23 protein-coding genes, 1 tRNA gene and 1 pseudogene are annotated in these 25,368 nt (G+C 60.2%); 11 read left to right on the top strand and 14 right to left on the bottom strand.

Annotation, left to right across the window (positions count from 1 at the left end; translation table 11 throughout):
* Positions 1-7: 7 nt before the first annotated feature.
* The 7 genes and pseudogenes from ACMDB8_RS01000 to ACMDB8_RS01030 form a co-directional block, all read right to left on the bottom strand.
* Positions 8-1,549 (bottom strand): annotated as a pseudogene (locus ACMDB8_RS01000) (nidogen-like domain-containing protein); the annotation flags it as partial.
* An 88-nt stretch (positions 1,550-1,637) separates the two neighbouring features.
* A complete protein-coding gene (locus ACMDB8_RS01005; protein WP_409078515.1) occupies positions 1,638-3,800 on the bottom strand; it encodes a calcium-binding protein in 2,163 nt (720 codons plus the stop codon).
* Positions 3,801-4,154: 354 nt separating this feature from the next.
* Positions 4,155-4,230: transfer RNA gene (locus tag ACMDB8_RS01010), tRNA-Phe, on the bottom strand.
* A gap of 103 nt (positions 4,231-4,333) precedes the next feature.
* Positions 4,334-4,606 carry an oxidative damage protection protein gene (locus ACMDB8_RS01015; RefSeq protein WP_007989188.1) on the bottom strand — a complete coding sequence of 91 codons (273 nt, stop codon included), beginning with the start codon at positions 4,604-4,606 and terminating at the stop codon, positions 4,334-4,336.
* On the bottom strand, positions 4,603-5,670 hold the full coding sequence (mutY, locus tag ACMDB8_RS01020) for an A/G-specific adenine glycosylase (protein WP_056725809.1): 1,068 nt from the start codon (positions 5,668-5,670) through the stop codon (positions 4,603-4,605). Before mutY ends, ACMDB8_RS01015 begins: the two co-directional genes overlap by 4 nt.
* Complete coding sequence (locus ACMDB8_RS01025) at positions 5,667-7,898, bottom strand: AsmA family protein (RefSeq protein WP_409078516.1); 2,232 nt, start codon at positions 7,896-7,898, stop codon at positions 5,667-5,669. The genes mutY and ACMDB8_RS01025 overlap by 4 nt, the downstream gene beginning before the upstream one ends.
* A gap of 78 nt (positions 7,899-7,976) precedes the next feature.
* Positions 7,977-8,381: an acetyl-CoA sensor PanZ family protein gene (locus ACMDB8_RS01030; RefSeq protein WP_409078517.1), complete on the bottom strand. Its 405-nt coding sequence runs from the start codon at positions 8,379-8,381 to the stop codon at positions 7,977-7,979.
* Positions 8,382-8,612: 231 nt separating this feature from the next.
* Between ACMDB8_RS01030 and ACMDB8_RS01035 the strand changes: the two genes are divergently transcribed.
* The 7 genes from ACMDB8_RS01035 (at position 8,613) to ACMDB8_RS01065 (ending at position 14,408) form a co-directional block, all read left to right on the top strand.
* Positions 8,613-10,277: an OFA family MFS transporter gene (locus ACMDB8_RS01035; protein ID WP_056725802.1), complete on the top strand. Its 1,665-nt coding sequence runs from the start codon at positions 8,613-8,615 to the stop codon at positions 10,275-10,277.
* A gap of 247 nt (positions 10,278-10,524) precedes the next feature.
* Positions 10,525-11,118 carry an imidazoleglycerol-phosphate dehydratase HisB gene (hisB, locus tag ACMDB8_RS01040; RefSeq protein WP_003218037.1) on the top strand — a complete coding sequence of 198 codons (594 nt, stop codon included), beginning with the start codon at positions 10,525-10,527 and terminating at the stop codon, positions 11,116-11,118.
* A complete protein-coding gene (gene hisH, locus ACMDB8_RS01045; protein WP_056725801.1) occupies positions 11,118-11,756 on the top strand; it encodes an imidazole glycerol phosphate synthase subunit HisH in 639 nt (212 codons plus the stop codon). The genes hisB and hisH overlap by 1 nt, the downstream gene beginning before the upstream one ends.
* The gene (locus tag ACMDB8_RS01050) at positions 11,757-12,014 is read left to right on the top strand and encodes a DUF2164 domain-containing protein (RefSeq protein WP_007989200.1); all 258 of its coding nucleotides are present in this window, start codon (positions 11,757-11,759) and stop codon (positions 12,012-12,014) included.
* 42 nt (positions 12,015-12,056) lie between these two features.
* Positions 12,057-12,794, top strand: coding sequence for a 1-(5-phosphoribosyl)-5-[(5-phosphoribosylamino)methylideneamino]imidazole-4-carboxamide isomerase (gene hisA, locus ACMDB8_RS01055; RefSeq protein ID WP_409078518.1), 738 nt, complete (start codon positions 12,057-12,059; stop codon positions 12,792-12,794).
* A 9-nt stretch (positions 12,795-12,803) separates the two neighbouring features.
* A complete protein-coding gene (gene hisF, locus ACMDB8_RS01060; protein WP_007972752.1) occupies positions 12,804-13,574 on the top strand; it encodes an imidazole glycerol phosphate synthase subunit HisF in 771 nt (256 codons plus the stop codon).
* Between the two features lie 78 nt (positions 13,575-13,652).
* Positions 13,653-14,408 carry a substrate-binding periplasmic protein gene (locus tag ACMDB8_RS01065; protein WP_056725798.1) on the top strand — a complete coding sequence of 252 codons (756 nt, stop codon included), beginning with the start codon at positions 13,653-13,655 and terminating at the stop codon, positions 14,406-14,408.
* 145 nt (positions 14,409-14,553) lie between these two features.
* Here ACMDB8_RS01065 and ACMDB8_RS01070 read toward each other — a convergent pair whose 3' ends face one another.
* The 4 genes from ACMDB8_RS01070 to gpmI form a co-directional block, all read right to left on the bottom strand.
* Complete coding sequence (locus ACMDB8_RS01070; protein ID WP_409078519.1) at positions 14,554-15,330, bottom strand: divergent polysaccharide deacetylase family protein; 777 nt, start codon at positions 15,328-15,330, stop codon at positions 14,554-14,556.
* A 1-nt stretch (position 15,331) separates the two neighbouring features.
* Positions 15,332-16,651, bottom strand: coding sequence for a S41 family peptidase (locus tag ACMDB8_RS01075; RefSeq protein ID WP_056725795.1), 1,320 nt, complete (start codon positions 16,649-16,651; stop codon positions 15,332-15,334).
* Between the two features lie 31 nt (positions 16,652-16,682).
* Positions 16,683-17,978, bottom strand: coding sequence for a murein hydrolase activator EnvC family protein (locus ACMDB8_RS01080; RefSeq protein WP_056725794.1), 1,296 nt, complete (start codon positions 17,976-17,978; stop codon positions 16,683-16,685).
* Positions 17,979-18,229: 251 nt separating this feature from the next.
* The gene (gene gpmI / locus ACMDB8_RS01085) at positions 18,230-19,759 is read right to left on the bottom strand and encodes a 2,3-bisphosphoglycerate-independent phosphoglycerate mutase (protein WP_409078520.1); all 1,530 of its coding nucleotides are present in this window, start codon (positions 19,757-19,759) and stop codon (positions 18,230-18,232) included.
* Positions 19,760-19,912: 153 nt separating this feature from the next.
* On the opposite strand from gpmI, the gene ACMDB8_RS01090 reads away from it, so the two are divergent.
* Genes ACMDB8_RS01090 through secB form a run of 3 tightly spaced genes read left to right on the top strand, consistent with a single transcriptional unit; the run spans position 19,913 to position 21,124 of the window.
* The gene (locus tag ACMDB8_RS01090) at positions 19,913-20,326 is read left to right on the top strand and encodes a rhodanese-like domain-containing protein (protein ID WP_008047735.1); all 414 of its coding nucleotides are present in this window, start codon (positions 19,913-19,915) and stop codon (positions 20,324-20,326) included.
* A gap of 1 nt (position 20,327) precedes the next feature.
* Complete coding sequence (gene grxC, locus ACMDB8_RS01095; protein WP_008047737.1) at positions 20,328-20,582, top strand: glutaredoxin 3; 255 nt, start codon at positions 20,328-20,330, stop codon at positions 20,580-20,582.
* A gap of 56 nt (positions 20,583-20,638) precedes the next feature.
* Positions 20,639-21,124: a protein-export chaperone SecB gene (secB, locus tag ACMDB8_RS01100; RefSeq protein ID WP_008047739.1), complete on the top strand. Its 486-nt coding sequence runs from the start codon at positions 20,639-20,641 to the stop codon at positions 21,122-21,124.
* 161 nt (positions 21,125-21,285) lie between these two features.
* Here the strand turns inward: secB and trmL are convergent, their stop codons facing one another.
* On the bottom strand, positions 21,286-21,741 hold the full coding sequence (gene trmL, locus ACMDB8_RS01105) for a tRNA (uridine(34)/cytosine(34)/5-carboxymethylaminomethyluridine(34)-2'-O)-methyltransferase TrmL (RefSeq protein ID WP_056725791.1): 456 nt from the start codon (positions 21,739-21,741) through the stop codon (positions 21,286-21,288).
* Between trmL and ACMDB8_RS01110 the strand changes: the two genes are divergently transcribed.
* Entirely contained in the window at positions 21,740-22,180 is a 441-nt protein-coding gene (locus tag ACMDB8_RS01110; RefSeq protein WP_056725789.1) for a hypothetical protein, read from the top strand. The two genes, trmL and ACMDB8_RS01110, sit on opposite strands and share 2 nt — an antisense overlap.
* A 536-nt stretch (positions 22,181-22,716) precedes the next feature.
* Here ACMDB8_RS01110 and ntrC read toward each other — a convergent pair.
* Both ntrC and glnL read right to left on the bottom strand, forming a co-directional pair.
* Positions 22,717-24,153, bottom strand: coding sequence for a nitrogen regulation protein NR(I) (gene ntrC / locus ACMDB8_RS01115; RefSeq protein ID WP_056725788.1), 1,437 nt, complete (start codon positions 24,151-24,153; stop codon positions 22,717-22,719).
* Positions 24,150-25,235, bottom strand: a complete 1,086-nt coding sequence (glnL, locus tag ACMDB8_RS01120) for a nitrogen regulation protein NR(II) (protein WP_056725787.1) — start codon at positions 25,233-25,235, stop codon at positions 24,150-24,152. The genes ntrC and glnL overlap by 4 nt, the downstream gene beginning before the upstream one ends.
* Positions 25,236-25,368 lie beyond the last annotated feature (133 nt).

Consider the following 25,368-nt stretch of genomic DNA (forward strand, 5'->3'; position numbering starts at 1 on the left):
ACGCGGTATCGATACCGGCGGCGCCATTGAGGATGTTGTTGCCGGCCCCGGCGTCGATGACGTTGTTGAGACTGTTACCGGCGCCGTGGACAGTGCCGGTCGACAACAAGCGCAGGTTCTCGACATTGGCGCCCAGGGTGTAGGTCCCGAGATAGCTGTTAACGGTATCGGTACCACCGGTGCTGGCGACAGCATTGGTCTCGCTGACGATATCGCCGACATTGTCGACGTAGTACACGTCAGAGCCATCGCCGCCAGTCATCTGGTCGGCGCCACTGCCGCCATCGAGGGTGTCGTTGCCGGCCCCGCCATTGAGGGTGTCGTTATCTGCGCCGCCGATAAGGATATTGGCCAGGGCATTGCCGGTCAGCGTGTCGGAGTCATCGGTACCGATGATGCCTTCGATAGACACGAATGTATCGTAGCCTTGGGACGTATATTGTGAGTTGGTGTTGGACAGATCGACGCTGACGCCATAGTTGGAGTAGGCATATGAAACAAAGTCGGTGCCCGCCGCGCCATTGAATACATTGTTTGATGTGTTGCCGACAAAGGTGTTGTTCAGGGCGTTACCTGTGCCGTTGATACTGCTGCTACCAGTCAGTATCAGGTTCTCCAGGTTGTCACCGAGTGTATAGCTGATTTCTGCCTGAACGACGTCGGTACCCTGGTTGGCAAGTTCAACAAGCGTATCCAGCGCATCCACGATATAGGTGTCGTCTCCCAGGCCGCCCAAGAGCCTGTCGCTGCCCGCTGCGCCGTAGAGCACATCATTTCCGGCGAAACCATTGATGACGTCATTGCCCGATGAGCCATAGAGCGAGTCATTCCCGGCCGTTCCTTGCATGTTGTCATTGCCGGATGTGCCGCTGACGATGCTGAACTTGTAATAACCGGCTACCCCTGTGTTACCAAGGGTGGTTTCCAGCCCGAGAATGGCGGATTCATTGCCCGATTGTGGCAGTTCATACCAGGAGGAACCGTCGCCGGTCGAGTAACCGGCACGGGCAACGGTTCCTCCCAGGCCGTCGGTACCGCCACTGGCGCTACCGGTCGTCCAGTTGATGGTTTCATATCTGAAGATGACATCGAAGTTGCCGTTGCCCTTTCCAACCAGCTGGAGTTGGAAGGCATTGAGCTTATCTACCTTACTGTTGTAGTAACCGACGTCATCCCAGGTAACGGTCAGCGTGCCATTGCCTGCGGTATTGAAGTCGTAATAGACCAGATTGCTGCCCGTCGATGTGCCACCCGGCGTGGCACTGACCGTTGTGCCACGGGTATCGACGTCGGCAAAAAAGGGAGCAATCATCGGCCTGCTGGAATCTTGCATGCCGTAGGGGGTATAGGTGGAAAGACCGCCGCCGAATGTGATGTTTCCGTTGTTGTTGACGGAAATGTCGGTGTAGTTGGTGCCGAAGAAATTGAGTCCGGCAGCCCCGAAAACAGTGCTGATATCAATGTAAGAGGTGTAGCTGTCATCGTTTCGAGTCAGCTGGTTCTCCCCGAAACCCGATGTACCACCAAGTCCGTTTATCAAGCTAGCCATATCAACACCCCTGTCATTTATTTAAAACTTTCTTGTCAGTTTGTTTTCGGGACAACCATGGAACATCGGATAGGCAACGTCTGACTGATCAGGCAATCAGGTCGGTAACTTTCAGTGTGTTCACCCCCAGCAACTGAATTTCGAACTCAGCGGCCGTGTCGGCGTCGGTGCTGCCGTAGAGAATGCCGCCGGCGAACCGCAGCTGCCCTGCGGCATTGCTGCTGAAGGCGCTGGAGCCGATGAAGCTGAACGCATCGTTGGCCACCGTCGCCAGGTTGGCGTCCAGGGTCGACAGGTCGATCTTGTCGCCTTCGCTGGTCTTGAAGTCGCCAATGACATCGCGCAGGGCGGCGCCCAGGCCCATTTCACTCAAGGCATTGAAGTCGAACTTGTCGGCCCCGGTGCCACCATACAGCTTGTCCAGGCCCGTGCCGCCGATCAGCAGGTCGTTGCCGGCGCCACCGGTGAGCGTGTCGTTGCCGGCACCGCCGATGAGGGTGTTGGCGGTTGCGTTGCCGGTCAGCTTGTCGTTGTAGTTGCTGCCCGTGAGGTTTTCAAAGTTCAACAGGGTGTCTGAACCGGAGCCACCGGTGGCTTGCGCGGTGGTCAGCGCCAGGTTGGCCGTGACCGCCGCGGTGGCGTAGGCATAGGACGCGGTATCGATACCGGCGCCGCCATTGAGGATGTTGTTGCCGGCACCTGCGTCGATGACGTTGTTGAGGCTGTTACCGGTGCCGTTGGCAGCGCCGGTCGACAGCAGGCGCAGGTTCTCGACGTTGTCACCCAGGGTGTAGGCGCCGAGGTAGCTATACACTCTGTCGGTGCCGCCGGTACTGGCCGTGGCATTGGTTTCGCTGACGATATCGCTGGCGTTGTCGACGTAGTAGAGGTCGGAGCCGTCGCCGCCGATCAGGCGGTCGGCACCGGCAGCGCCGTTGAGCGAGTCATTGCCGGCGCCGCCGTTTAGATGATCGTTGGCGCGGCCACCTGTAAGCGTGTCGTTGCCCGCGCCGCCGTCGATGATCACGCTGCCGGCGCCGGTCCAGGTCAGGGTGTTGGCCAAGGTATCGCCTGTCAGGCTGGAAACCTTGTTGCCGTTCGCGTCAAAACGCTGGGTATAAACGTCAACTTGCCCATTGACCACAGAGGACTCCCAGGCAATCACATAACCGCCATCGGCCAATGTAGTCACCTGGGTGAACATTTGATTGCCGGTAGTGGTGGTATTGATGCGGGTTTCGCTCCCAACCTTGACGCCGCTGGCATTGAAGAGTTGGGCGAAGATGCCATTTACATCACCGGTGCCCTGGCCTGCCCAGGTCACCAGATAACCGCCCCCCGTCATGGCGGTGACATCAGGCTCTTCCTGATTGCCTGCGGTGGTGGTGTTCACCCGGGTTTCTGCGCCCACTTTTACGCCGGCGGCATTGAAAAGCTGCGCGTAGACGTCGCCAGGGGCATCGGTTTCGTCGTCGCCATCGCCATCGTCGGGAGCTGATTGCCAGGTGACGACATAGTTACCATTACTCAGAACCTTGATCATGGGGTCTGTCTGATCGTCGGCAACCCTGGTGTTGATGCGAATTTCTCCACCCGATTTGCTGCCGTCGGCCTTGAACCGCTGACCGAAAATACCGGATGTATCGCCTGTTCCGTTACCCTCCCAAACCACCATCATGCCGCCATCGGCAAGACCGGTGACCGTAGGGCCATCCTGGTCGTACTGAGTGGTGGTAGAGACGCGTGTTTCTGCACCAGTCTTTGCGCCGCTGGCGTTATAGCGTTGCAGGTAACCGCCCCAACCGCTGCCGTCCTGGCCGTACGAAGCCCAGGACACCACAAAACCGCCATCTTTTAGCGCGGTGATCTGCGCACTGTCCTGGATGCCGTTTCTGCTTGTGTTGACGATGAACTCGCTTCCAACCTTGGCGCCATTGGCGTTGTAGACCTGGGCGGCGATGTCCGACATATCGTCAAAGCTGTCCGATTGCCAGGCGACCACGTAGCCACCGTTGGCCAGTGCGGTAATGGTGGGATCTTCCTGTGCGCTGTTCGTAACGCTGTTGACGAGGGCGGGCCCACCTGTCTTCACGCCACTGGCGTTATAGCGCTGGGTGTAGATGTAATCGGTGGAGCCTGTTCCCTGATCGCTCCACGCCACGATGTATCCACCATCTTTCAGAGCCGTGAGGGAGGGCTCGGAGTGATAGCCAGTCGTAGGGTTGACGCGAGTTTCGCCCAGGGTTGGCATTGCAAATTCCTTTTATGCAAAGAGAAAGCGGAAGTGCCTGGCAGTCTACAGGGCAAAACGATGGCGTCAAACTGCCATCAGTCAGACGATCAAATCGGTAGCTCCAGGCTGTTTGCCCCTGTCAGCTGTGTTTTGAACCCGGCAACTGAGCCTGCGTCAGTGGATGCGGCTTGGGTGAGTTCTCGGCGATAGCTTCAAGCATTTCGAAAGCTATCTGTTTTTGAGAGGCGGGAGTGAGAATGGCTGGAATGACGGGTCAAGGGGAAAGTGTGAGGGACCTGGTCCGGCGGCCGTTAAATCGCAGGCAATAAAAAACCCCAAGGAATCATCTTCGCTTGGGGTTTTTCGGTATTTTGGTGCCCAGAGACGGAATCGAACCGCCGACACGGGGATTTTCAATCCCCTGCTCTACCGACTGAGCTATCTGGGCAACGGGGCGCATTAAACGGGTTTTTCAGGGGGTCGTCAAGCAAGTTTTCAAAAAAAATTTAATTATTACCGTCGCTTACGTTCCGACCCCCGATAAATCGGGGTTATTCCGACGGCGGCACGTAGCCTTCGGCCTTGGCGTAATCCTCGCCGGAGAAGTACTTGTCCATTTCGCCTTGAAGATATTTGCGATCTTCGGCGTTCATCATGTTCAGGCGTTTTTCGTTGATCAGCAGGGTCTGGTGCTTCTGCCAGTCGGCCCAGGCCTTTTGCGAGACGTGGTCAAAAATGTCCTGGCCTTTGGCGCCCGGGAAGGGAGCGCGCTCCAGGCCTGGCAATTCTTCTTTGTACTTGCGGCACATGATGGTGCGGGTCATGACGAATCTCCTGCGTTCAATACGGCGGCCGCGCGTTCGAGCAAGGTTTTGACCGGGGCGGCAAGGCCCAGGCGCGGCGGGGTGGCGAGGTTATACCAGAGCCAGTCAGCCTCGGCCACGTGATGGCCGGCCTCCTGGACCTGAACCAGCCAGGGTTCGATGGATAACTGAAAATGGCTGAAGGTGTGCACCAGGTTCGGCAATGCCTGTTGGGCGCCCAATTCCAGCGAGTGCTGTGATGCAAGGTGCGGCAGGTCGTCGAGGTCGTCGAGCTCCGGCAGGCTCCACAAACCGCCCCACAGGCCCGTGGACGGGCGACGGTAAAGCAGGATCGCGCCTTCGTCGTTGGCAAGCATCGGCATCAATGTGCGTTTCTGCGGAATCGCCTTGCGCGGCTTGGGAATCGGGTAGCGGGTTTCCAGGCCGAGCATGTGCGCCTCGCAGCCCTTTTCCAGCGGGCACAGCAGGCAGCTCGGTTTGCTGCGGGTGCAGAGCGTGGCGCCCAGGTCCATCATCGCCTGGGTGTAGGCGTTGACCCGATCGTGCGGTGTAAAGCGCTCAGCGCTGGCCCAGAGCTGTTTGGCGACCTTTGGCTCGCCTGGGTAGCCCTCCTGCGCGGTAAAGCGCGCCAGCACCCGTTTGACGTTGCCGTCGAGGATCGGTGCGCGCAGGCCCATGCTGATGCTGGCAATGGCGCCTGCGGTGGACAGGCCGATCCCCGGCAAGTCAGTGAGTTTTTCCACGTCCCGGGGGAATTCGCCGCCGTATTGCTCGACGACGATCTTCGCGGTCTTCTGCAAATTGCGCGCGCGGGTGTAGTAACCCAGGCCCGTCCACAGGTGCAGCACTTCGTCTTCCGGCGCCGCTGCCAGGGCTTCGACCGTAGGCAATGAGGCCATGAAGCGGTCGAAGTAGTTCAGCACGGTGCTGACCTGGGTCTGCTGCAACATGATTTCCGAAACCCACACCCGATACGGGTTGATGCCTTGTTGCCAGGGTAAATCGTGACGGCCGTGGCGATCGAACCAGTCCAGCACCGCCGTTGAAAACTGTTCGGCTCTCATTGCTTGAACAGCCCCTTGAGCGCGTCTTTCAGTTTCGGGTCGACCTTGTCGCCCCATTTCTCGTCGATTTTTTCGCTGATCCTGTCGCCAGCCAGTTTGGTCGCGACCTGGCCCATGCGGTCATTATCCAGGCGGCAAGCCTTGGCGCCCAGTTCCAGCGGGCCGCGGCAGCGCAGTGGCCACTCGATGCCGACAAACTTGTCGCCGACCTGGCAGGCCGGGTCCGGCATGGCGCTGGTATCGCCTTCGACGATGATGCCGACGCGGTAGTCCATGCCCAGCACTCGCAGATCGATGTCGCCGTCACCGTTGACGGTCATTCCCGGGATACGCACTTTCAGGTCCGGATTGCTGGCCACGCCGTTACGCAAGGTCAGGTTGCCTTTGAGTTCCTGGAACGGTGTGTCCTTGCCCCGGGGTTCGCCGTTGAGGGTTTTGCGGTTGAGCGTGGCGATGCCTTTGCACAGCTGTTGCTCAAGGTTGGCGTTGAGCAGCACGCCATTGTTGATGACGAAACTGGCGTTGCCGTTGAGGGTTTCGATCAAGGCTTTCTGGCTGTTACCGCTGCCGGTCAGGCTGCTGTTGAGCGTGACCAGGCCTTTGACCGGCGGGTTCTTGCCCTGGCTTTCGAGGATTTTTTCTGCCGGTACCCGGCTGATCTTCGTCTGCAGGTTCAGCGCCGGCACTGGCTGGCGTACATCGAGCGTGCCGGTGGTTTCGAAGTTGCCCTCGTACAGGTCGCCGCGCAGGTTGGCCAGTGTCAGCAGGCCGCCCTGGCCGGTGGCCTTGAGTGCTGCGTTATGGATCGGCAGTTTTTGCAGGGTCAACTGGCCGAAGTTCAGGTCGGCGTCCACATCGAGCTTGCTCAAGCGCTCCACAGGCAGCAGGCGCTCGCTGCTCCAGGCGTCCTTGGTCGGTGCGGGTGGCAACGGAGTGCTGCCGGCGCCGGCCATGGCATCGGCTTCGGTGCTGGCGACTTCGGCCTGGCGCACTTGTGTCGCGCTATTGGCCTCGGCGGATTTTGGCGGCAGGTAACGGTCGACGTTGAAGGTGTCGGCCTTGAGTACTGCGCGCAGCGATTGCCTGGCGAAGTCTTCGACGGCGATGCGGCCGCTGAAGGTGCTGTCGTCGACTTTCAGGTTGAGGTCGTCGAGCGCCAGGCTCGTGGGTGTTGCTGCCAGACGGCTGACCAGTTCGACCTTGCTCAGGCTGCCTTCGGCCATGGCCGGGAGTTTCTGGCCGATGCTTTCGACGAATTTCGCCAGGTCGAACTGGGCAATCGAGATGCCGCCGCTGACCTGTGGGGTCTTGTCGAGGTCGTTGACCTTCAGTTCACCCAGTGCCCGCAATTGGTTGGCGGAGATCTTGATGCCTGTCCACTCGGCGACATTGGCGGCCTTGTCCAGCACCAACTGCCCCTGGGCGGAGAACGTCATGGTCTTGCCTTGCAACGGGTCGCCGGTCACTTCACCGGACAACTTCATGTCTTCGAGCTGATAGCGCTGCAGTGCACGTGCGATGCGCACCTCACCATTGAGCTCGGTACGCACTCGCAGTGCCGGCTGGTTGGCTGACAGGAAGGCCGTGAGCTTGAGCGGAATGTTGACGGAGTCGTGAACCGCGCCGGTGCTCAACTGGATGCTTTCGGCGCTGAAACTCTTGCCGGTTTTTTCGTCGCTGTATTCGACCCGAGCGTTGTTCACGGTCAGGCTGTCGATGTCCAGGCGGATCGGCTGCGGCGGTTTTTCGGCCGCGACGCTGGCTTCGGGCGCAGGTTCACTCGCTGCGGGCGCAGTACCGGTCGTGTCGGTGTTGGCCGCTGCCGGCACCTTGCCGACGTCTTCCCAATTGCCGTGGCCGTCCTTGTCGCGGTTCAGGCGCAGGTTCAGGCCCTCGACGCGCACGTCGCTCATCTGCACTTCACGGCGCAGCAGCGGCAGTACGCGCACCGATAGGCCGAGCATCTGCAAGTCGGCAAACGGCTCGGCCGGCTTGACCAGGGTCGCCACACTGGCGTCGTGCAGCTCCAGGCCCAGCCACGGGAACAGGCTCCAGCCGATATCGCCATTGAGCGTCAGCTCGATGTGGGCCTTGTCGCGGGCAATCTGGCGGATCTCGTCTTTGTAGTCGTTGGGATCGAAGAGGTGGGTCAGGGCAAAGCCCAGCGCCACAATGATCAGCAACAGCCCGAGAAGTACCAGACCCAGGATTTTGCCGAACGCTTTCATGGGCGAGTCCTTGTAATTAATCGAATTCAAAATTTAGCCGAGGAGTATAGCGCCCCCGAACAGGCGACCGGTCAGTGTTCACGCCGGCAATATATCCAGCGTAAGTTTCAGCTTGGCGGCCAGCGCCTGAGCCTCCAGATGCCCGGCGGGCGCCAGCAGGCGCAGGGGCATGCCCGATTGCGCGGCCATTTTCCGGGCTTCGGCGACCAGTCGCTCGGCAACACCACGGCGACGGGTAATCTTTCGCACACATATTAGGGACAAGTGCCAGGCGTCTTGGTGCCTTTGCAAGCGGGCCGCGCCCAGCAGGCGATCATTGAAGCGTCCGGCGATCAGTGTGCCGTCGCGCAGACAGTCTTCGATCAACTGCGAGGCCCCGGAAAACGGGGGGAACAGCCAGTCCGGGGCGTCGCTGTAGATCTTCTGCAGATCCTGCCGATCCTGGGCAGTGGCTTGGTTCAGCGGCTCGACAATGATCGGCATGGGGATTCCTGTGAGGTCATGAAGCGATAGAGATCAGATGACGTACAAAAGGTGATGTCAGTTTGGTTTTTCTGTCACTTGCAAATGGTAACCTTTGCCCGTTCGTCCGTCCTTCTGCGACCTGTTGTCGCACAACAAGGTGCTCCACCCAAAAAACGGTCAGGCCTGCGTGCATAGAAGCCGGGAGCGGACCGTGGCTGGCGAACCATACTGATAATTGGGGGATACACAATGACCACGAGCATCACGGCGGACGGCTTCAGCGCCGACCAGCCTGCGTTCCTGTCCAAGGAGCGGATCATCGCCAAGCCCGGTTTCAACCGTTGGCTGGTGCCACCGGCCGCGCTGGCCATCCACTTGTGCATCGGCATGGCCTACGGCTTTTCGGTGTTCTGGTTGCCGCTGTCCAAGGCGCTGGGCATCGCCGCTCCAGTGGCCTGCGCACCGGACATGAGTTTTATCGCACAAGTCTTTTCGTCCCAGTGTGACTGGCCGATCTCGATGCTTGGCTGGATCTACACCCTGTTCTTCATCTTCCTGGGTTGCTCGGCCGCCATCTGGGGTGGCTGGCTGGAACACGCCGGACCGCGCAAGGCCGGTGTCGTATCGGCACTGTGCTGGTGTGGCGGCCTGCTGATTTCGGCGCTGGGGGTGTACACCCACCAGATCTGGCTGATGTGGATCGGCTCCGGGGTCATTGGTGGTATCGGCCTGGGCCTGGGTTACATTTCGCCGGTGTCGACCCTGATCAAATGGTTCCCGGACAAGCGCGGCATGGCGACCGGCATGGCGATCATGGGCTTCGGCGGTGGCGCAATGGTCGGCGCTCCGCTGGCGGCGGCGCTGATGGGGCATTTCGCTTCGCCAACCAGCGTCGGCGTGTGGCAGAGCTTCCTGGTGATGGCCGCGATCTACTTCGTGTTCATGATCGGTGGCGCGCTGTCCTACCGCGTTCCGCCAACCGGCTGGAAGCCTGAAGGCTGGACGGCCCCGGCGAAAAAAGCCTCGAACGCGATGATCACGCATCGTCATGTTCACGTGAATGTGGCCTGGAAGACGCCGCAGTTCCGTCTGGTGTGGCTGGTGCTGTGCCTGAACGTATCGGCCGGTATCGGCATCCTCGGCATGGCGTCGCCGCTGCTGCAGGAAGTGTTCGCGGGCAAGCTGCTGGGCAATGACCTGGCCTTCGGTCAACTGGATGCCTCGCAACTGGCTTCGATTGCCGCCATCGCTGCCGGTTTCACCGGTTTGTTGAGCCTGTTCAACATCGGCGGGCGTTTCTTCTGGGCTTCGTTCTCGGATTACCTGGGCCGTAAAAACACTTACTTCGTGTTCTTCGCCTTGGGCTTTGCCCTGTACGGACTGATTCCGAACCTGGGTCATCTGGGCAGCATTGCGCTGTTCGTGGCGGCGTTCTGCATCATCCTGTCGATGTATGGCGGTGGTTTCGCGACTGTTCCTGCGTATCTGGCAGACCTGTTCGGCACGCAAATGGTCGGTGCGATTCACGGTCGTTTGCTGACCGCTTGGGCTGCTGCCGGTGTGCTCGGCCCTGTGCTGGTGAACTACCTGCGTGAATACCAGCTGAGTATCGGTGTCGAGCGTGCGGCGGCTTACGACATCACCCTGTACATCCTCGCCGGCCTGCTGGTACTGGGTTTCCTGTGCAACCTGCTGGTGCGTCCGGTGGCGGACAAATACTTCATGACCGACGCCGAACTGGCCGCCGAACAGGCGCTGGGCCATGACAAAGGCGCTGACAGCAGCACCGTGCTGGAGTGGAAAGCCGCGCCGGGTACCAAGCCGCTGGCGATTGCAGCGTGGCTGGTGGTGGGCATTCCGCTGGCGTGGGGTGTGTGGGTGACCTTGCAGAAGACGGCGGTGTTGTTCCATTAAAAACTTCTGTGCCTGACGGGTGTTGTGTCAGGCACATTTGCTCAATGCCAAAAGATCGCAGCCTTCGGCAGCTCCTACACCGACCGTAGGAGCTGCCGAAGGCTGCGATCTTTTGCTTGTATGGACATGTCTATCGCCGACACCCCCGAATTCACTCCGTCAGGGATATCACCTCTCGTGTTTCTGTTTGGCGCCCGCACGCCTATAATGGCTGCCTTTTTCGCCCAATGATTTTGCGGAGCTGGTGATGGCCGAACGTAAGGCGTCTGTCGAGCGCGACACTCTGGAAACCCAGATCAAAGCCTCGATCAACCTCGATGGCACCGGAAAGGCCCGATTCGATATCGGTGTTCCTTTTCTTGAGCACATGCTGGACCAGATCGCCCGTCACGGGCTGATCGACCTGGATATCGTCAGCAAGGGCGACTTGCATATCGATGACCACCACACGGTGGAAGACGTCGGTATCACCCTCGGCCAGGCATTTGCCAAAGCCATCGGCGACAAGAAAGGCATCCGTCGCTACGGCCATGCCTACGTGCCGCTCGATGAAGCGTTGTCGCGCGTGGTGATCGACTTCTCCGGTCGTCCAGGCCTGCAGATGCACGTGCCGTACACCCGCGCCACCGTTGGCGGCTTCGACGTTGACTTGTTCCAGGAATTCTTCCAGGGCTTCGTCAACCATGCATTGGTCAGCCTGCACATCGACAACCTGCGTGGCACCAACACCCACCACCAGATCGAAACCGTGTTCAAGGCATTCGGCCGCGCCCTGCGCATGGCCGTCGAGCTCGATGACCGCATGGCCGGGCAAATGCCTTCGACCAAGGGCGTCCTGTAATGCAGACAGTCGCGGTTATCGATTACGGCATGGGCAACCTGCACTCGGTGGCCAAGGCCCTCGAGCACGTCGGTGCCGGCAAGGTGCTGATCACCAGCGATGCCAGCGTGATTCGCGAAGCCGACCGGGTGGTTTTCCCCGGCGTCGGCGCGATTCGCGATTGCATGGCGGAGATCCGTCGCCTCGGTTTCGATTCCCTGGTGCGTGAAGTCAGTCAGGACCGTCCGTTCCTTGGCATCTGCGTGGGCATGCAAGCCTTGCTCGACACCAGCGAAGAGAACGACGGCGTCGACTGCATCGGCCTGTTCCCGGGCGCGGTGAAGTTCTTCGGCAAGGATCTGGTCGAAGATGGCGAACACCTGAAAGTCCCGCACATGGGCTGGAACGAAGTGAAGCAGAAGGTCAGTCACCCGCTGTGGCACGACATTCCGGACATGGCGCGGTTCTACTTCGTGCACAGCTACTACATCGCTGCCGCCAACGCGCGGCAGGTGGTCGGTGGCGGTCACTACGGTGTCGATTTCGCCGCGGCGCTGGCCGAAGGCTCGCGTTTCGCCGTGCAGTTCCACCCGGAGAAAAGCCATACCCATGGCCTGCAGTTGCTGCAGAACTTCGCTGCGTGGGACGGTCGCTGGTAAATGGCAGTCAAGAAGAAACCCCCGATCCTGACCCTCACTCCCGAGCAAGAGAGCGAGGCCAATCGCAAGATCAAGCGTTTCATGGAAGACCGCTTCGAACTCGACCTCGGCTCGTTCGAGGCGGCGGAGATTCTTGAGCTGTTTACCCGTGAAATTGCTCCGCACTATTACAACAGGGCGATTTTCGATGTGCAGGCGCACCTCAAAGAGAGGTTCGAAAGCATCGAAAGCGACCTGTGGGCGCTCGAGAAAAACTGATTTCCGAGCCAAGCTGAACATTCAAATTTGAAGGTTTGCCAGATGCTGATTATTCCCGCTATCGATCTTAAAGACGGTGCCTGTGTTCGTCTGCGCCAGGGCCGCATGGAAGATTCCACGGTGTTCTCCGATGACCCGGTGAGCATGGCTGCCAAGTGGGTGGAGGGCGGTTGCCGTCGTCTGCATCTGGTCGACCTGAACGGCGCGTTTGAAGGCCAGCCAGTCAACGGCGAAGTGGTCACCGCCATCGCCAAGCGCTATCCGAACCTGCCGATCCAGATCGGCGGCGGCATCCGCTCCCTGGAAACCATCGAGCACTACGTGAAAGCGGGCGTGAGCTACGTGATCATCGGCACCAAGGCCGTGAAAGATCCGGCCTTCGTTGCCGAAGCCTGCCGCGCGTTCCCGGGCAAAATCATCGTGGGTCTGGACGCCAAGGACGGTTTTGTCGCCACTGACGGCTGGGCTGAAATCAGCACCATCCAGGTGATCGACCTGGCCAGGCAATTCGAAGCCGACGGCGTGTCTTCGATCGTTTATACCGACATCGCCAAAGACGGCATGATGCAGGGCTGCAACGTACCGTTCACCGCCGCACTGGCTGCTGCAACAAAGATCCCGGTGATCGCTTCCGGCGGCATCCACAACCTGGGTGACATCAAGACCCTGCTCGACGCCAAGGCGCCAGGCATCATCGGCGCGATCACGGGCCGTGCGATCTACGAAGGCACCCTCGATGTCGCTCAAGCGCAAGCTTTCTGCGATTCGTACAAAGGCTGAGGACTGATCATGGCGCTGGCCAAACGCATCATCCCTTGCCTGGACGTGGACAACGGCCGGGTGGTCAAGGGTGTGAAATTCGAAAACATCCGCGACGCCGGTGACCCGGTGGAAATTGCCCGTCGCTACGACGAGCAGGGCGCCGACGAGATTACCTTTCTCGACATCACCGCCAGCGTCGATGGCCGCGACACCACGCTGCACACCGTCGAGCGCATGGCCAGCCAGGTGTTCATCCCGCTGACCGTGGGCGGTGGCGTGCGTACCGTGCAAGACATCCGCAACCTGCTCAATGCCGGTGCGGACAAGGTTTCGATCAACACCGCAGCAGTGTTCAACCCGGAATTCGTCGGCGAAGCCGCGCAGCATTTCGGTTCGCAATGCATAGTGGTGGCCATCGACGCGAAGAAGGTTTCCGGACCTGGCGAAACCCCGCGCTGGGAAATCTTCACCCATGGCGGTCGCAAGCCAACCGGCCTCGACGCCGTTGAGTGGGCGAAGAAGATGGAAGGCCTGGGTGCTGGCGAAATCCTGCTGACCAGCATGGACCAGGACGGCATGAAAAACGGTTTCGACCTGGGCGTCACCCGCGCCATCAGCGACGCACTGGGCATTCCGGTGATCGCCTCCGGCGGTGTCGGCAACCTGCAACACCTGGCCGACGGCATTATCGAAGGCCACGCCAGCGCGGTATTGGCGGCGAGTATTTTCCACTTCGGCGAATACACCGTGCAGGAAGCCAAGGCCTATATGGCCCATCGCGGAATCGTGATGCGTTAAACAAACCGGTACAGGCTAGTGGACACCATGGCATACCCAAGGCACTCTTGGGTACGCCATGGATTTCGGTAGCCAGACATGCTTAAACGCTTTCTTCTCGTCCTTGCCAGCGCTTCTCTGTTGTTGATCAGCGGAGCAAACGCTAAAGACAGCCCCGATACCGACCTGGTGTTGCTGACAGAGAACTTCCCGCCGTACAACATGGCGAAGAACGGCAAGAACTTCGCTCAGGACGAGAACATCAATGGCATCGCCACCGATATCGTCCGCGAAATATTCAAGCGCGCCGGCATTAGCTACAGCCTGACGTTGCGTTTCCCTTGGGAGCGGGTCTACAAACTCGCCCTGGAAAAACCCGGTTACGGCGTATTCGTCATGGCGCGCCTGCCCGATCGCGAAAAGCTATTCAAATGGGTCGGTCCGATTGGCCCGGACGACTGGATCATGCTGGCCAAGGCTGACAGCAAGATCACCCTTGAAACCTTGAATGACGCGCGCAAATACAAGATCGGCGCCTACAAGGGCGACGCCATTGCCGAGACGCTTGCCAAGCAAGGCCTCCAGCCGATCGTTGTGCTGCGCGATCAAGACAACGCCAGGAAACTGGTCAACGGTCAGATCGACCTGTGGGCCACCGGTGACCCGGCCGGGCGCTATCTGGCGCGCCAGGAAGGGGTCAGCGGGTTGAAAACCGTACTACGTTTCAACAGTGCCGAACTGTACCTGGCACTGAACAGGGGCGTGCCGGACGAGACGGTGGCCAAGCTCCAGGCGGCGCTGGACCAGATGCGCAAGGAAGGTCGGGTGGATGAGATCATGGCGCAGTATCTCTAGGATCAACACCAACCCTTTAGTCATGCCTGAGCCCCTGTGGGAGCGAGCTTGCTCGCGATAGCGATCTGTCATTCAACAATGATGTCGACTGACACGACGCCATCGCGAGCAAGCTCGCTCCCACAGGGATTTTGCGGTGTAACTGCTAGCGGTATACGCCATCCTTTCCATGTGCCGCAGTCGCCCGGTTACCGCGCACACTGATCATCTGCCGGATATCAATCCATTCGATCCCCTGGGCCTTGAGCCTGGGTAATTCACGCTCCAGCACCGCCAGCGTCTGCGGATACGGATGACCGATCATCACCGCCGAGCCCTGCTTGCGCGCGAGGCTGATCGCGGTTTGCAGCTGGATCAGGATCGCCGCCTCAGTACGCTCATCGTCGAGAAATACATCCCGTGAAACGCTCGCCAAACCGATCTTCTGCGCTTGGGCGGCGGCCACGGTCTGGGCGCTGGTACGGCTGTCGACGAAGAACTTGTGCCGGCGCTGCAAATCCGCCATCAACCACGCCATGGCGACTGGTTGCGCGGTCATGCGGCTGCCCATGTGGTTGTTGATGCCGCTGGTATACGGAACCATTTTGAATGCGGCGTCCAGGCGCTTTTCCAGCTCTTCGACGGGCAGCTCGGGGTGCCAGGCGAACGGTCCGGTGGCCGGGTCCATGGGCATGTGCAGGATGACGATCTTGCCGGCGCGATGGGCTTCGCGGGCTAATTCGGTGGCGTGGGGTGTGTCGGGCATGATTGCCGTGGTCACAGGGCCAGGCAGGGCGAGTACGCGGCGATCCCGGGGCAGGTTCTGCCCCAGGTCATCGATGATCAGGCTCAGGTAGGCTCTATGGGGCGTGGATCTGGCGGGCTCTGCGTGAGCAACACCCGCCAGACAACACAACAGACCGATCAGCAACCGCAGAAACATCTCAACGGCCGGATGTGATGCTCAGCCCTTTGAGCAGGCTCAGGGCCTGGGCCAATTGGTAATCATCGTCCTGCGGCATCGGCTTGGCTTTGCCGCTGGAACCGGTCGGTTTGTCGGCGCCGCCGTTGCCGTTGCCCAGGTGACCCTGCAAGTCGGCTTCCTTGAAGTAGTCGCTGTCCTGCTCGCTGGTGATCTTGGCCTTGCGCACTTCGATGTCCGGCACGATGCCCTGGGCCTGGATGGAGCGGCCGTTCGGCGTGTAATACAGCGCCGTGGTGATCTTCAGTGCGCGCTCGTTGTTAAGCGGCAGAACCGTCTGTACCGAGCCCTTGCCGAAGCTGGTGGTGCCCATCAGCACGGCGCGTTTCTGGTCCTGCAGGGCACCGGCGACAATTTCCGAAGCCGAGGCGCTGCCGCCGTTGATCAGCACGACCATTGGCACCGCTTCACTTTCGTCCTTGCCGGTGGCTGAGAAACGCAGCTCGGAGTTGGCGATGCGGCCCTTGGTGTAAACGATCAGGCCCTTGGTGATGAAGTGGTCGACCACTTCCACCGCCGCTTGCAACACGCCGCCCGGGTTGTTGCGCAGGTCGAGAATGATGCCCTTGAGCTTCTTGCCGTTTTCCTTGCGCAGCTTGGCCAGGGCCTTGGAAACTTCTTCGCCGGTCTTGACCTGGAACTGGGTGATGCGGATATACCCATAGCCCGATTCCAGCAACTGGCTCTTCACGCTCTTCACCTGGATGACGGCGCGGGCCAGGGTTACGTCGAACGGCGTGCCACCGTCGCGCACCAGGGTCAGGGTGATTTTCTGGCCGATCTTGCCGCGCATCTTGTCGACGGCTTCGGTCATGCTCTGGCCGCGGGTCGGTTGGCCGTTGATCTTGACGATGAAGTCGCCGGCCTGAATGCCGGCCTTGGAGGCCGGAGTGTCGTCAATGGGCGACACCACCTTGATGAAGCCGTCTTCGGCGCCGACTTCAATGCCCAGGCCGCCGAACTCACCGCTGGTGCTTTCCTGCAACTCGGCGAAATCTTCAGGGCCCAGGTAGGCGGAATGCGGATCGAGGTTGCTGAGCATGCCCTTGATGGCGTTTTCCAGCAGGGTCTTGTCGTCCACCGGTTCGACATAAGCGGCCTTGATCCGGTCCATCACCTCGGCAAAGGTGCGCAACTCATCCAGCGGCAGTGGCGCCTTGGTGGTCGCAGCAGTGCCCGCAGGCGCAACCGCCGGCGCTGGTTGAGCGGCAAACGCCAGAGGCGCGCCGATCACCAGGGCGATCGTCAGGGCCAGCGAGGTAAGGCGGGACAAATGCAGCATGTCTAACAAACTCCTGAATTAGGTAACGCACTTATCCTTGCGCGCGGCACCATTGCGCCGGATCACTCGGGTGACCCTGCTGACGAATCGCGAAATACAATGCCGGTGTATCTTGTCCGCCACTGCTACCCACAGTGGAGATGGACTCACCGGCTTTTACCACGTCACCCGCAGACTTGAGCAGCGTCTGGTTGTGACCATAAAGACTCAAAAAGCCGTTGCCGTGGTCGAGGATCACCAGCAACCCGGCGCCTCGCAGCCAGTCGGCAAACACTACGCGACCACCATGCACCGCATGCACGGTGCTGCCGGCAGACGCGCTGATCATCACGCCATCCCACTTGGTCCGGGCATCGTCGCCACGGCTTTCACCGTAGCGCGCCAGCAGTCGACCATCGACAGGCCAGGGAAGTTTGCCGCGGGTTGACGCAAACGGGCCGCCAAAAGTCTCGCCGGAACTGGAAACCAGAGCGCCAGGCGTTGATCTGACCGGTTTGCGTGGGGCGTCGTCGCTGGCATCTGCCTGCGCCTGGGCCTCACGTAAACGCTTTTTTTCGGCTTCCTGCTGGGCAATCAGCGCTTTTTGCCGCGCTTCTTCTGCCTCACGAGCCTGGCGCGCCAGGGTTTCTTCAATGGTTTTAAGGACTTTAGACAGGTCTGCCTGATCCTGCTCGCGTGCCGCCAGTTTCTGATCGCGAGCCTTTACGTCGTCATTGAGTTTGGCCAGGACTTGCTGGCGCTCCTTGCGGACTTTCTCGAGCTCGTCACGCTGGGTGTCGAGGCTGCTTTGCTGCACCAGCAATTGCGCCTGCTGCATGGCGATGTCTTTCTCGACATTGGACAGTTGGCGCAGGGTCTCGTTGAAATTCTTCAACTGCTCCAGGCGAGCCTGGCTCAGGTAGTCGTAATAGGTGAGGGTACGAGCGAATCTTTCCGGATTCTGCTGGTTGAGCAGCAGCTTGAGGTATTCCTGGCGACCGTTCTGGTAGGCCGCCCGGGCCTGGATGGCGATCAATCGCTGTTGTTCAATACGCGCGCTCTGGAGTTTTTTTTTCTCTGCATCGAGGCGCTGCAGCTCGGCTTCGCTTTTCTTCAGCTCTTTTTGCAGGGCATCGACCTGCTTCTCGAGCTTGCCCATTTCGGTTTCGGTACCCTTGAGCTCTTTCTGCACACCGGACTTTTCTTCCTGCAACTTGCCCAGCAGCTTCTTCAGCTCGGCAATGTCCTGACGCGTGGCGTCCAACTGTTGTTGGGTATCTGCGCGCTCGTCAGCAAAGGCCGGTTGGAGCAGGCAAGTCAGAGCTAGGGCTATCAGGACGCGGAGCATAGGGGCGGGCGGCACCAGGGAAAGGGACGGCCTAGTATGCCCGCCATGGGCGGCAAAAAAAATGCCCATTTCTGACTGTGTGATGACTGGAGCAAGCGACAGACTGAATTCCATTTCGAAAACTCCATAAACCACTGTGGAAGCGGGCTTGCTCGCGATGGCGTCCGATCATTCAACATAGATGTTGGCTGTCAGATTGCTATCGCGAGCAAGCTCGCTCCCACAGGTTTTGTGGCGTTTTGGAGATCCGGTCAGACCAGAATCGAAGTCCCGGTCATTTCCGCCGGTTGCTCAAGGCCCAGCAACTTGAGCATGGTCGGCGCCACGTCCGCCAGAACGCCGCCCTCGCGGACCTTCAGGTCGCGCTTGCCGACATAGATGAACGGTACCGGCTCGGTGGTGTGCGCAGTGTGCGCCTGGCCGGTGGTTTCATCGGACATTTGCTCGACGTTGCCATGGTCAGCGGTGATCAAGGCTTCGCCGCCGACTTTTTCCAGGGCATCGACGATGCGACCCACGCACTGGTCCAGGCACTCAACGGCCTTGACCGCCGCTTCGAACACGCCGCTGTGGCCGACCATGTCGCCGTTGGCGTAGTTGACCACGATCACGTCGTAACGCTGGTTTTCGATGGCGTCGACGATGCGGTCGGTGACTTCCGGTGCGCTCATTTCCGGTTGCAAGTCATAGGTGGCGACTTTCGGCGAGGGGATCAGGATGCGTTCTTCGCCCGGGAACGGTTCTTCGCGGCCGCCGGAGAAGAAGAAGGTCACGTGGGCGTATTTTTCGGTTTCAGCGATGCGCAGTTGGGTCTTGCCGTTTTTCGCCAGGTAGTCGCCCAGCACGTTTTCCAGGCTGCCGGCGGCGAAAGCCGAGGGCGCGGGGATGCTGGCGGCATATTGGGTCAGCATGACGAAACCGGCCAGTTTCGGCTGGCGGGCACGCTCGAACTCACTGAAGTTGTCTTCGACGAACACGCGGGTCAGCTCGCGGGCACGGTCGGCGCGGAAGTTCATGAACACCACGGCATCGCCGTCTTCGACTTTTACCGGCTCACCGATGGAGGTGGCCTTGACGAATTCGTCGCTCTCGCCACGCTCGTAGGCCGCTTGCAGGCCTTCCTGGGCGGTGGCGGCGTTGAATTCGCCCTGGCCATCGACAATTAGGTTGTAGGCCTGGGACACGCGGTCCCAACGGTTGTCGCGGTCCATGGCGTAGTAGCGGCCGATGATGCTGGCGATCCGGCCCTTGCCCAGGGCCTGGAAGGTCGCGTCCAGCAGCTCGATCGACGACTGCGCGCTTTTCGGCGGGGTGTCGCGGCCGTCGAGGAAGGCGTGCAGGTAGATGTTTTGTGCGCCGCGCTTGAAGGCCAGTTCGGCCATGGCGACCAGGTGATCCTGGTGGCTGTGCACGCCGCCATCGGACAGCAGACCCATGAAATGCACGGCTTTGCCGGCGGCGACGGCTTTGTCCACCGCAGCGCAGATGGTCGGGTTCTCGAAGAACTCGCCGTCACGGATCGATTTGGTCACGCGAGTGAAATCCTGATACACCACGCGGCCGGCGCCCAGGTTCATGTGGCCGACTTCGGAGTTGCCCATCTGGCCATCCGGCAGGCCGACGTCCATGCCGCTGCCCGAGATCAGGCCGTTCGGCACGGTGGCCCACAGACGATCCAGTACAGGCTTCTTCGCCGCGAAAATGGCGTTGGATTCGGGATTGTCGCTGTGACCGAAGCCGTCGAGAATCATCAGGACCAAAGGTTTAGGCGTGGTAGTCATGGAATCCACTCGTGGCTGAGGTAAAAGGGGTAATGGAAAAAGGGAGTCGCAGTTTAAAGCGAAGTTCCGGCCGCGTCACCGCCGGACGGGGTTTGGCCCACCATAGTGGCTGTGTATACTGGCCGACATTTTAACGCCCTGGAACCTCCTTCGATGGTTGCTAACCTGATTCAATTTGCCACTAACCACTACATTCTCGTCGGTATCTTCGTCGTACTGCTGGCGTTGCTGATTGCCTATCAAATGCAGGGCGGCGGCCGTAGCCTGAGCACCGGCGAACTGACCGGGCTGGTCAACAAGGACGCAGGCGTGGTAATCGACATTCGTCCGACCAAGGATTTCGCCGCCGGTCACATTGTCGGCGCGCTGAACATTCCCCAGGACAAACTGACCGCCCGCGTTGGTGAGCTGGAAAAGCACAAGGCCAAGACCATCATCCTGGTCGACGCCATGGGCCAGACCGCTGGCACCCACGCCCGCGAACTGATGAAATCCGGCTTCACCGCCGCCAAGCTGTCCGGCGGTATCTCCAGCTGGAAAGCCGACAATCTGCCGCTGGTGAAGTGATATGAGCAGCGTCGTCGTCTATTCCAGCGATTACTGCCCTTACTGCTCGCGAGCCAAGTACCTGCTCGAGAACAAAGGCGTGGCCTTCGAAGAGATCAAGGTCGATGGCAAGCCGCAGGTGCGCGCTGCGATGGCCCAGAAGGCCGGGCGTACGTCCGTGCCGCAAATCTGGATCGGCAGCACACACGTGGGCGGATGTGATGATCTGTTTGCCCTGGAGCGCGCCGGCAAGCTCGACGCGCTGCTCAGGGCCTGACGGCAATATCCCAAACAAGCAAACCTAAAAGAACCCTGGATCAAGAAGGATCTGCGATGACTGACCAACAGAACACTGCTGCGAACGAAGAAGAAACTGCACCGCAATTCTCCTTGCAGCGCATTTATGTGCGTGACCTGTCCTTCGAAGCTCCGAAAAGCCCGGCGATCTTCCGCCAGCAGTGGGAGCCGAGCGTCGGTCTGGATCTGAACACCCGTCAGAAGACGCTGGAAGCTGACTTTCACGAGGTCGTGCTGACCCTGTCGGTTACCGTGAAAAACGGTGACGAAGTGGCGTTCATCGCTGAAGTGCAACAGGCCGGTATCTTCCTGATCAAGAATCTGGACGACGCCTCGATGAGCCACACCCTGGGTGCGTTCTGCCCGAACATCCTGTTCCCGTACGCTCGCGAAACCCTGGACAGCCTGGTGACCCGCGGTTCGTTCCCGGCACTGATGCTGGCTCCGGTGAACTTCGATGCGCTGTACGCGCAAGAGCTGCAACGCATGCAGGCTGCTGGCGAGACTCCGACCGTTCAGTAAAAGCTTCGTTTGCTCCATGAAAAAAGCGCCTCCGAAGGCGCTTTTTTCATGGAGCAAACGAAACCTTCGAGTAGGAGCTGCCGAAGGCTGCGATCTTTTGATCTTGAAAATCAAAATCAAAAGATCGCAGCCTTCGGCAGCTCCTACATTGGGTCATGGTGTTACTTGAAGTCGTTCTGACGCCAGGCTTCGTACACGGCCACTGCCACGGTATTGGACAGGTTCAGGCTGCGGCAGCCCTCGCGCATCGGCAGGCGCAGGCGTTGCTCGCTCGGCAGGGCGTCTAGCACCTCGGCGGGCAAGCCCCGGCTTTCCGGGCCGAACAGGAACGCGTCGCCCGGGACGAAGCTGGCATCGTGGAACGGCCGCGAACCCTTGGTGGTGAAGGCGAACAGTCGTGGATGGCCGAGGCTCTCCAGGCAGCTGGCAAGGTCCGCGTGGCGTTGCAGGGTGGCATACTCGTGGTAGTCGAGGCCGGCCCGGCGCAGGCGCTTGTCGTCCATCTCGAAACCCAGCGGTTCGATCAAATGCAGGTGGCAGCCACTGTTGGCGCACAGCCTGATAACGTTGCCGGTATTCGGCGGAATTTCTGGTTGGAAAAGGATGACGTGAAACATGCACGGCTCCGAAGGCAAAGATGACGCGCATTCTACGCCGCCAGAAGGCGTGCGTTCGAAACTATTCCTGCGGGTAATGGGCTCGCTGGCGATTGTCGGGGTGATGGTCGGGATGATGATCGGTCGCCTGACCACGCCGGACCCCAGTCAGTTGCAGCAGGTGGAAGTGACGAACGACGGGCTGGTGGTGTGGTTCAACAATGAGCCCAAGACCCACGGCGAGATGGTTGATGGCAGTGTTGCGCTACTGTTTGGCGCCGAGGGCAAGGCGCAGAAAGGTCAGCTCAAGCTCGGTGGCAAGGACGTGAACTGGCGGGTACGTTTGAGCGATGGGGGGTTGTTGCTGACACTGGTGGCGGCCCGGCCTCTGCAGGGCCAATGGGCCGGTAGCGAGGTCGATGACCGCTGGCGGCTGGAGATCCATCTCCGGGAGCAATAAAAGAGGGAATCCCCGGCCTGCCTGTACCAAGGTTCCCGAAACGGGAGGCTCGTCGCGAGTGCGGTGTGAGCCTGGTGTAAAGAAGGAACCCCTGACCTGCCTGTATCAAGGGCCCCAAAACTGCGGGGCTCGTCGCGGGTGCGGTGTGAGCCCGATGTAAAGAGGGGAATCCCCGGCCTGCCTGTACCAAGGTCCCCGAAACCGGGTGGGTGAACTGATTCACCTGAAAGGGTTGTTGCAGGGGGCGTGCCAGTTTTCACAAAGAGAAACAAAAAATCGCTTTGAAGCGCTGAAAGCCCCGGAATTCGGGGCTTTCGTGTTTTTTCGAAAGGGATTCGGTTGCGAAAGCAGGCGGGGATTCGAAGCTGTTTTTGTGCGCGATTGCGGTTCACGGTGCATTGCGGCGGTGCATGGGGCGTTGTTATCGGCCAAAAAAGATCGCAGCCTTCGGCAGCTCCTACTGGGTCTTGCGTACGACTGTAGGAGCTGCCGGAGGCTGCGATCTTTTCGCTTGCGACTAAACTCGAAAGCCAGATTTAACCCTCATCCCCCTCATCATCATCCCCGCCATCAACCTTCATCCCCAATTCCTTGATCTTGCGGGTCAGGGTGTTGCGTCCCCAGCCCAGCAAGACGGCGGCATCGCGGCGGCGACCGGCGGTGTGCTTGAGGGCGGTCTCGATCATGATCCGCTCGAAGGCTGGTACAGCGCTGTCGAGCAGGCTCGACTGACCACGGGCCAGTGCCTGGTCAGCCCACTGGCGCAGGGCCTGTTCCCAGTTGGTGACCGGTGCCGAGTCCTGCGGCAGGCTCAGCAGTTCCGGCGGCAGGTCGCCGATGTGCACTTCGCGACCCGAAGCCATCACCGTGATCCAGCGGCAGGTGTTCTCCAACTGACGCACGTTGCCGGGCCACGGCAGGTTCTTCAGGTATTCCTCGGTTTCACTTTTCAGCAGCTTAGGCTCGACCGCCAGTTCCTGGGCGGCGCGGCCGAGGAAGTGCTTGGCCAGGGTCGGGATGTCTTCGCGACGATCCGACAGGCGCGGGATATGGATGCGGATCACATTGAGGCGGTGGAACAAGTCCTCTCGGAATTTCCCGGCGTGCACCAGGGTTTCCAGATTCTGGTGAGTCGCAGCGATGATGCGCACATCGACCTTCACCGGCACATGACCACCGACGCGGTAGAACTCGCCATCGGCCAGTACCCGCAGCAAGCGGGTCTGGGTGTCGGCGGGCATGTCACCGATCTCGTCGAGGAACAGCGTACCGCCATCGGCTTGTTCGAAACGCCCGCGACGCAGGTTGGCGGCGCCCGTGAATGCGCCTTTCTCATGGCCGAACAGTTCGGATTCCATCAGGTCCTTGGGGATCGCCGCCATGTTCAGCGCAATGAATGGCGAAGCGGCGCGCGGGCTGTGACGGTGCAGCGCGTGGGCCACCAGCTCCTTGCCGGTACCCGATTCACCATTGATCAGCACGGTGATGTTGGAGTGGCTCAAGCGCCCGATGGCGCGAAACACTTCCTGCATCGCCGGCGCTTCGCCGATGATTTCCGGGGTGCGGGTCAGGGTCGGGGGCACTTCCAGGCCCTGTTGTTCCTGAGCGTGCTGGTTGGCGCGCTTGACCAGGGAAACCGCTTCGTCGACATCGAACGGCTTGGGCAGGTACTCGAAGGCGCCGCCCTGATAGGACGCGACAGCGCTGTCCAGATCGGAGTGCGCGGTCATGATGATCACTGGGAGCCGTGGGTGCTGTTCGCGAATCCGCGCCAGAAGGTCCAGGCCACTGGCGCCGGGCATGCGGATGTCGGAGATGATCACGTCCGGCTGCTGGCGCGCCAGGCGGCTCATCACGCCATCGGCGCTGTCGAAGCTTTGCGTGGTCATGCCTTCCTGTTGCAAGGCTTTTTCCAGGACCCAACGGATAGAACGGTCGTCATCGACGATCCACACGGTTTCACTACGGCTCATGTCGATGTGGCTCCTTGTTCCAGTGGCAGAAAGATCGAGAAGGTGGTGTGGCCGGGGTGGCTGTCACATTCGATCAGGCCCTGGTGCTGGCTGATGATGTTCTGGGTAATGGCCAGGCCCAGCCCGGTACCGTCCGGACGACCGCTGACCATGGGGAAGAAAATGGTTTCCTGAAGTTCTGCCGGGATGCCCGGACCGTTGTCGATGATCTCGATCTTGGTCACCAGGCGATGGCGTACGTGGCCGATGGTGAACTGGCGCATCGCGCGGGTGCGCAGGCTGATGCGACCCAGGCGCAGTTCGTTCTGGCTGCTGATGGCCTGCATGGCGTTGCGCACGATGTTCAGCACGGCCTGAATCATTTGCTCGCGGTCGATCAGGACGTCGGGAATGCTTGGATCGTAGTCGCGCACCAAGGTGATGCAGCCCTGGCTTTCGGCCTCCACCAGATGGCAGACACGCTCAAGCACTTCGTGGATGTTGCACATGGCCAGCGACGGCAGCTTGTTGGAGCCGAGCATGCGGTCCACCAGGTTACGCAGGCGGTCGGCTTCTTCGATGATGACGTTGGTGTAGTCGCGCAGGCTTTCTTCCGGCAGTTCCCGGGCCAGCAATTGTGCCGCGCCGCGTATCCCGCCCAGGGGGTTCTTGATTTCATGGGCAAGGCCGCGCACCAGCATCTTGCTGGTTTCCTGTTTCGACAGCTGTGCTTCTTCCTTGGTGATCCGCAGCAGGCGGTCACGGGGGTGGACTTCGAGCAGCAGCATGGTGTCGCCGTTGCTCAGGATCGGCGTTACCGCGTAGTCGACGGTCAGGGTCTGGCCGGTGAGGGCGGTGAGCATCGCTTCGCGCTTGGTGAACGGGTGCGCTTGCTCGACGGCCTGGCGCAACGAGTTCAGCGCCTCGGTCGATTCGGTAAACAACTCACTGATGAACTGTCCATGGCTGCGCTGACCGCTGATGGCCAGCAGCATCTCCGCCGCCGGGTTCATGTACTCGAGGCGCAGTTCGGCGTCGAGCAGGATGGTGGCAGTGGTGAGGTTGTCGAGTAGCAAACGGTGGAGCGCGTCGCTAATGGTCATCGGGACCTCTTTTAGGGCAGAGCATGCGCAAAAAAACGCTGGTACGGGCAAAATGCAAAAACCAAACCAAGGCTCCGAAAAGAAGCGCTCAAGGCCTGAAACAGGCGTTTGACGCTCGTTTGCGTGGCGTTCT

It is taken from the genome of Pseudomonas monachiensis (assembly GCF_047345015.1).
GTDB classification, from domain to species: domain Bacteria; phylum Pseudomonadota; class Gammaproteobacteria; order Pseudomonadales; family Pseudomonadaceae; genus Aquipseudomonas; species Aquipseudomonas monachiensis.

Coding starts and splice junctions, on each gene's coding strand:
- ACMDB8_RS01005 (WP_409078515.1), bottom strand. CDS start 3,800: ATGCCAACCCTGGGCGAAACTCGCGTCAACCCTACGACTGGCTATCAC.
- ACMDB8_RS01015 (WP_007989188.1), bottom strand. CDS start 4,606: ATGACCCGCACCATCATGTGCCGCAAGTACAAAGAAGAATTGCCAGGC.
- mutY (WP_056725809.1), bottom strand. CDS start 5,670: ATGAGAGCCGAACAGTTTTCAACGGCGGTGCTGGACTGGTTCGATCGC.
- ACMDB8_RS01025 (WP_409078516.1), bottom strand. CDS start 7,898: ATGAAAGCGTTCGGCAAAATCCTGGGTCTGGTACTTCTCGGGCTGTTG.
- ACMDB8_RS01030 (WP_409078517.1), bottom strand. CDS start 8,381: ATGCCGATCATTGTCGAGCCGCTGAACCAAGCCACTGCCCAGGATCGG.
- ACMDB8_RS01035 (WP_056725802.1), top strand. CDS start 8,613: ATGACCACGAGCATCACGGCGGACGGCTTCAGCGCCGACCAGCCTGCG.
- hisB (WP_003218037.1), top strand. CDS start 10,525: ATGGCCGAACGTAAGGCGTCTGTCGAGCGCGACACTCTGGAAACCCAG.
- hisH (WP_056725801.1), top strand. CDS start 11,118: ATGCAGACAGTCGCGGTTATCGATTACGGCATGGGCAACCTGCACTCG.
- ACMDB8_RS01050 (WP_007989200.1), top strand. CDS start 11,757: ATGGCAGTCAAGAAGAAACCCCCGATCCTGACCCTCACTCCCGAGCAA.
- hisA (WP_409078518.1), top strand. CDS start 12,057: ATGCTGATTATTCCCGCTATCGATCTTAAAGACGGTGCCTGTGTTCGT.
- hisF (WP_007972752.1), top strand. CDS start 12,804: ATGGCGCTGGCCAAACGCATCATCCCTTGCCTGGACGTGGACAACGGC.
- ACMDB8_RS01065 (WP_056725798.1), top strand. CDS start 13,653: ATGCTTAAACGCTTTCTTCTCGTCCTTGCCAGCGCTTCTCTGTTGTTG.
- ACMDB8_RS01070 (WP_409078519.1), bottom strand. CDS start 15,330: ATGTTTCTGCGGTTGCTGATCGGTCTGTTGTGTTGTCTGGCGGGTGTT.
- ACMDB8_RS01075 (WP_056725795.1), bottom strand. CDS start 16,651: ATGCTGCATTTGTCCCGCCTTACCTCGCTGGCCCTGACGATCGCCCTG.
- ACMDB8_RS01080 (WP_056725794.1), bottom strand. CDS start 17,978: ATGCTCCGCGTCCTGATAGCCCTAGCTCTGACTTGCCTGCTCCAACCG.
- gpmI (WP_409078520.1), bottom strand. CDS start 19,759: ATGACTACCACGCCTAAACCTTTGGTCCTGATGATTCTCGACGGCTTC.
- ACMDB8_RS01090 (WP_008047735.1), top strand. CDS start 19,913: ATGGTTGCTAACCTGATTCAATTTGCCACTAACCACTACATTCTCGTC.
- grxC (WP_008047737.1), top strand. CDS start 20,328: ATGAGCAGCGTCGTCGTCTATTCCAGCGATTACTGCCCTTACTGCTCG.
- secB (WP_008047739.1), top strand. CDS start 20,639: ATGACTGACCAACAGAACACTGCTGCGAACGAAGAAGAAACTGCACCG.
- ACMDB8_RS01110 (WP_056725789.1), top strand. CDS start 21,740: ATGCACGGCTCCGAAGGCAAAGATGACGCGCATTCTACGCCGCCAGAA.
- trmL (WP_056725791.1), bottom strand. CDS start 21,741: ATGTTTCACGTCATCCTTTTCCAACCAGAAATTCCGCCGAATACCGGC.
- ntrC (WP_056725788.1), bottom strand. CDS start 24,153: ATGAGCCGTAGTGAAACCGTGTGGATCGTCGATGACGACCGTTCTATC.
- glnL (WP_056725787.1), bottom strand. CDS start 25,235: ATGACCATTAGCGACGCGCTCCACCGTTTGCTACTCGACAACCTCACC.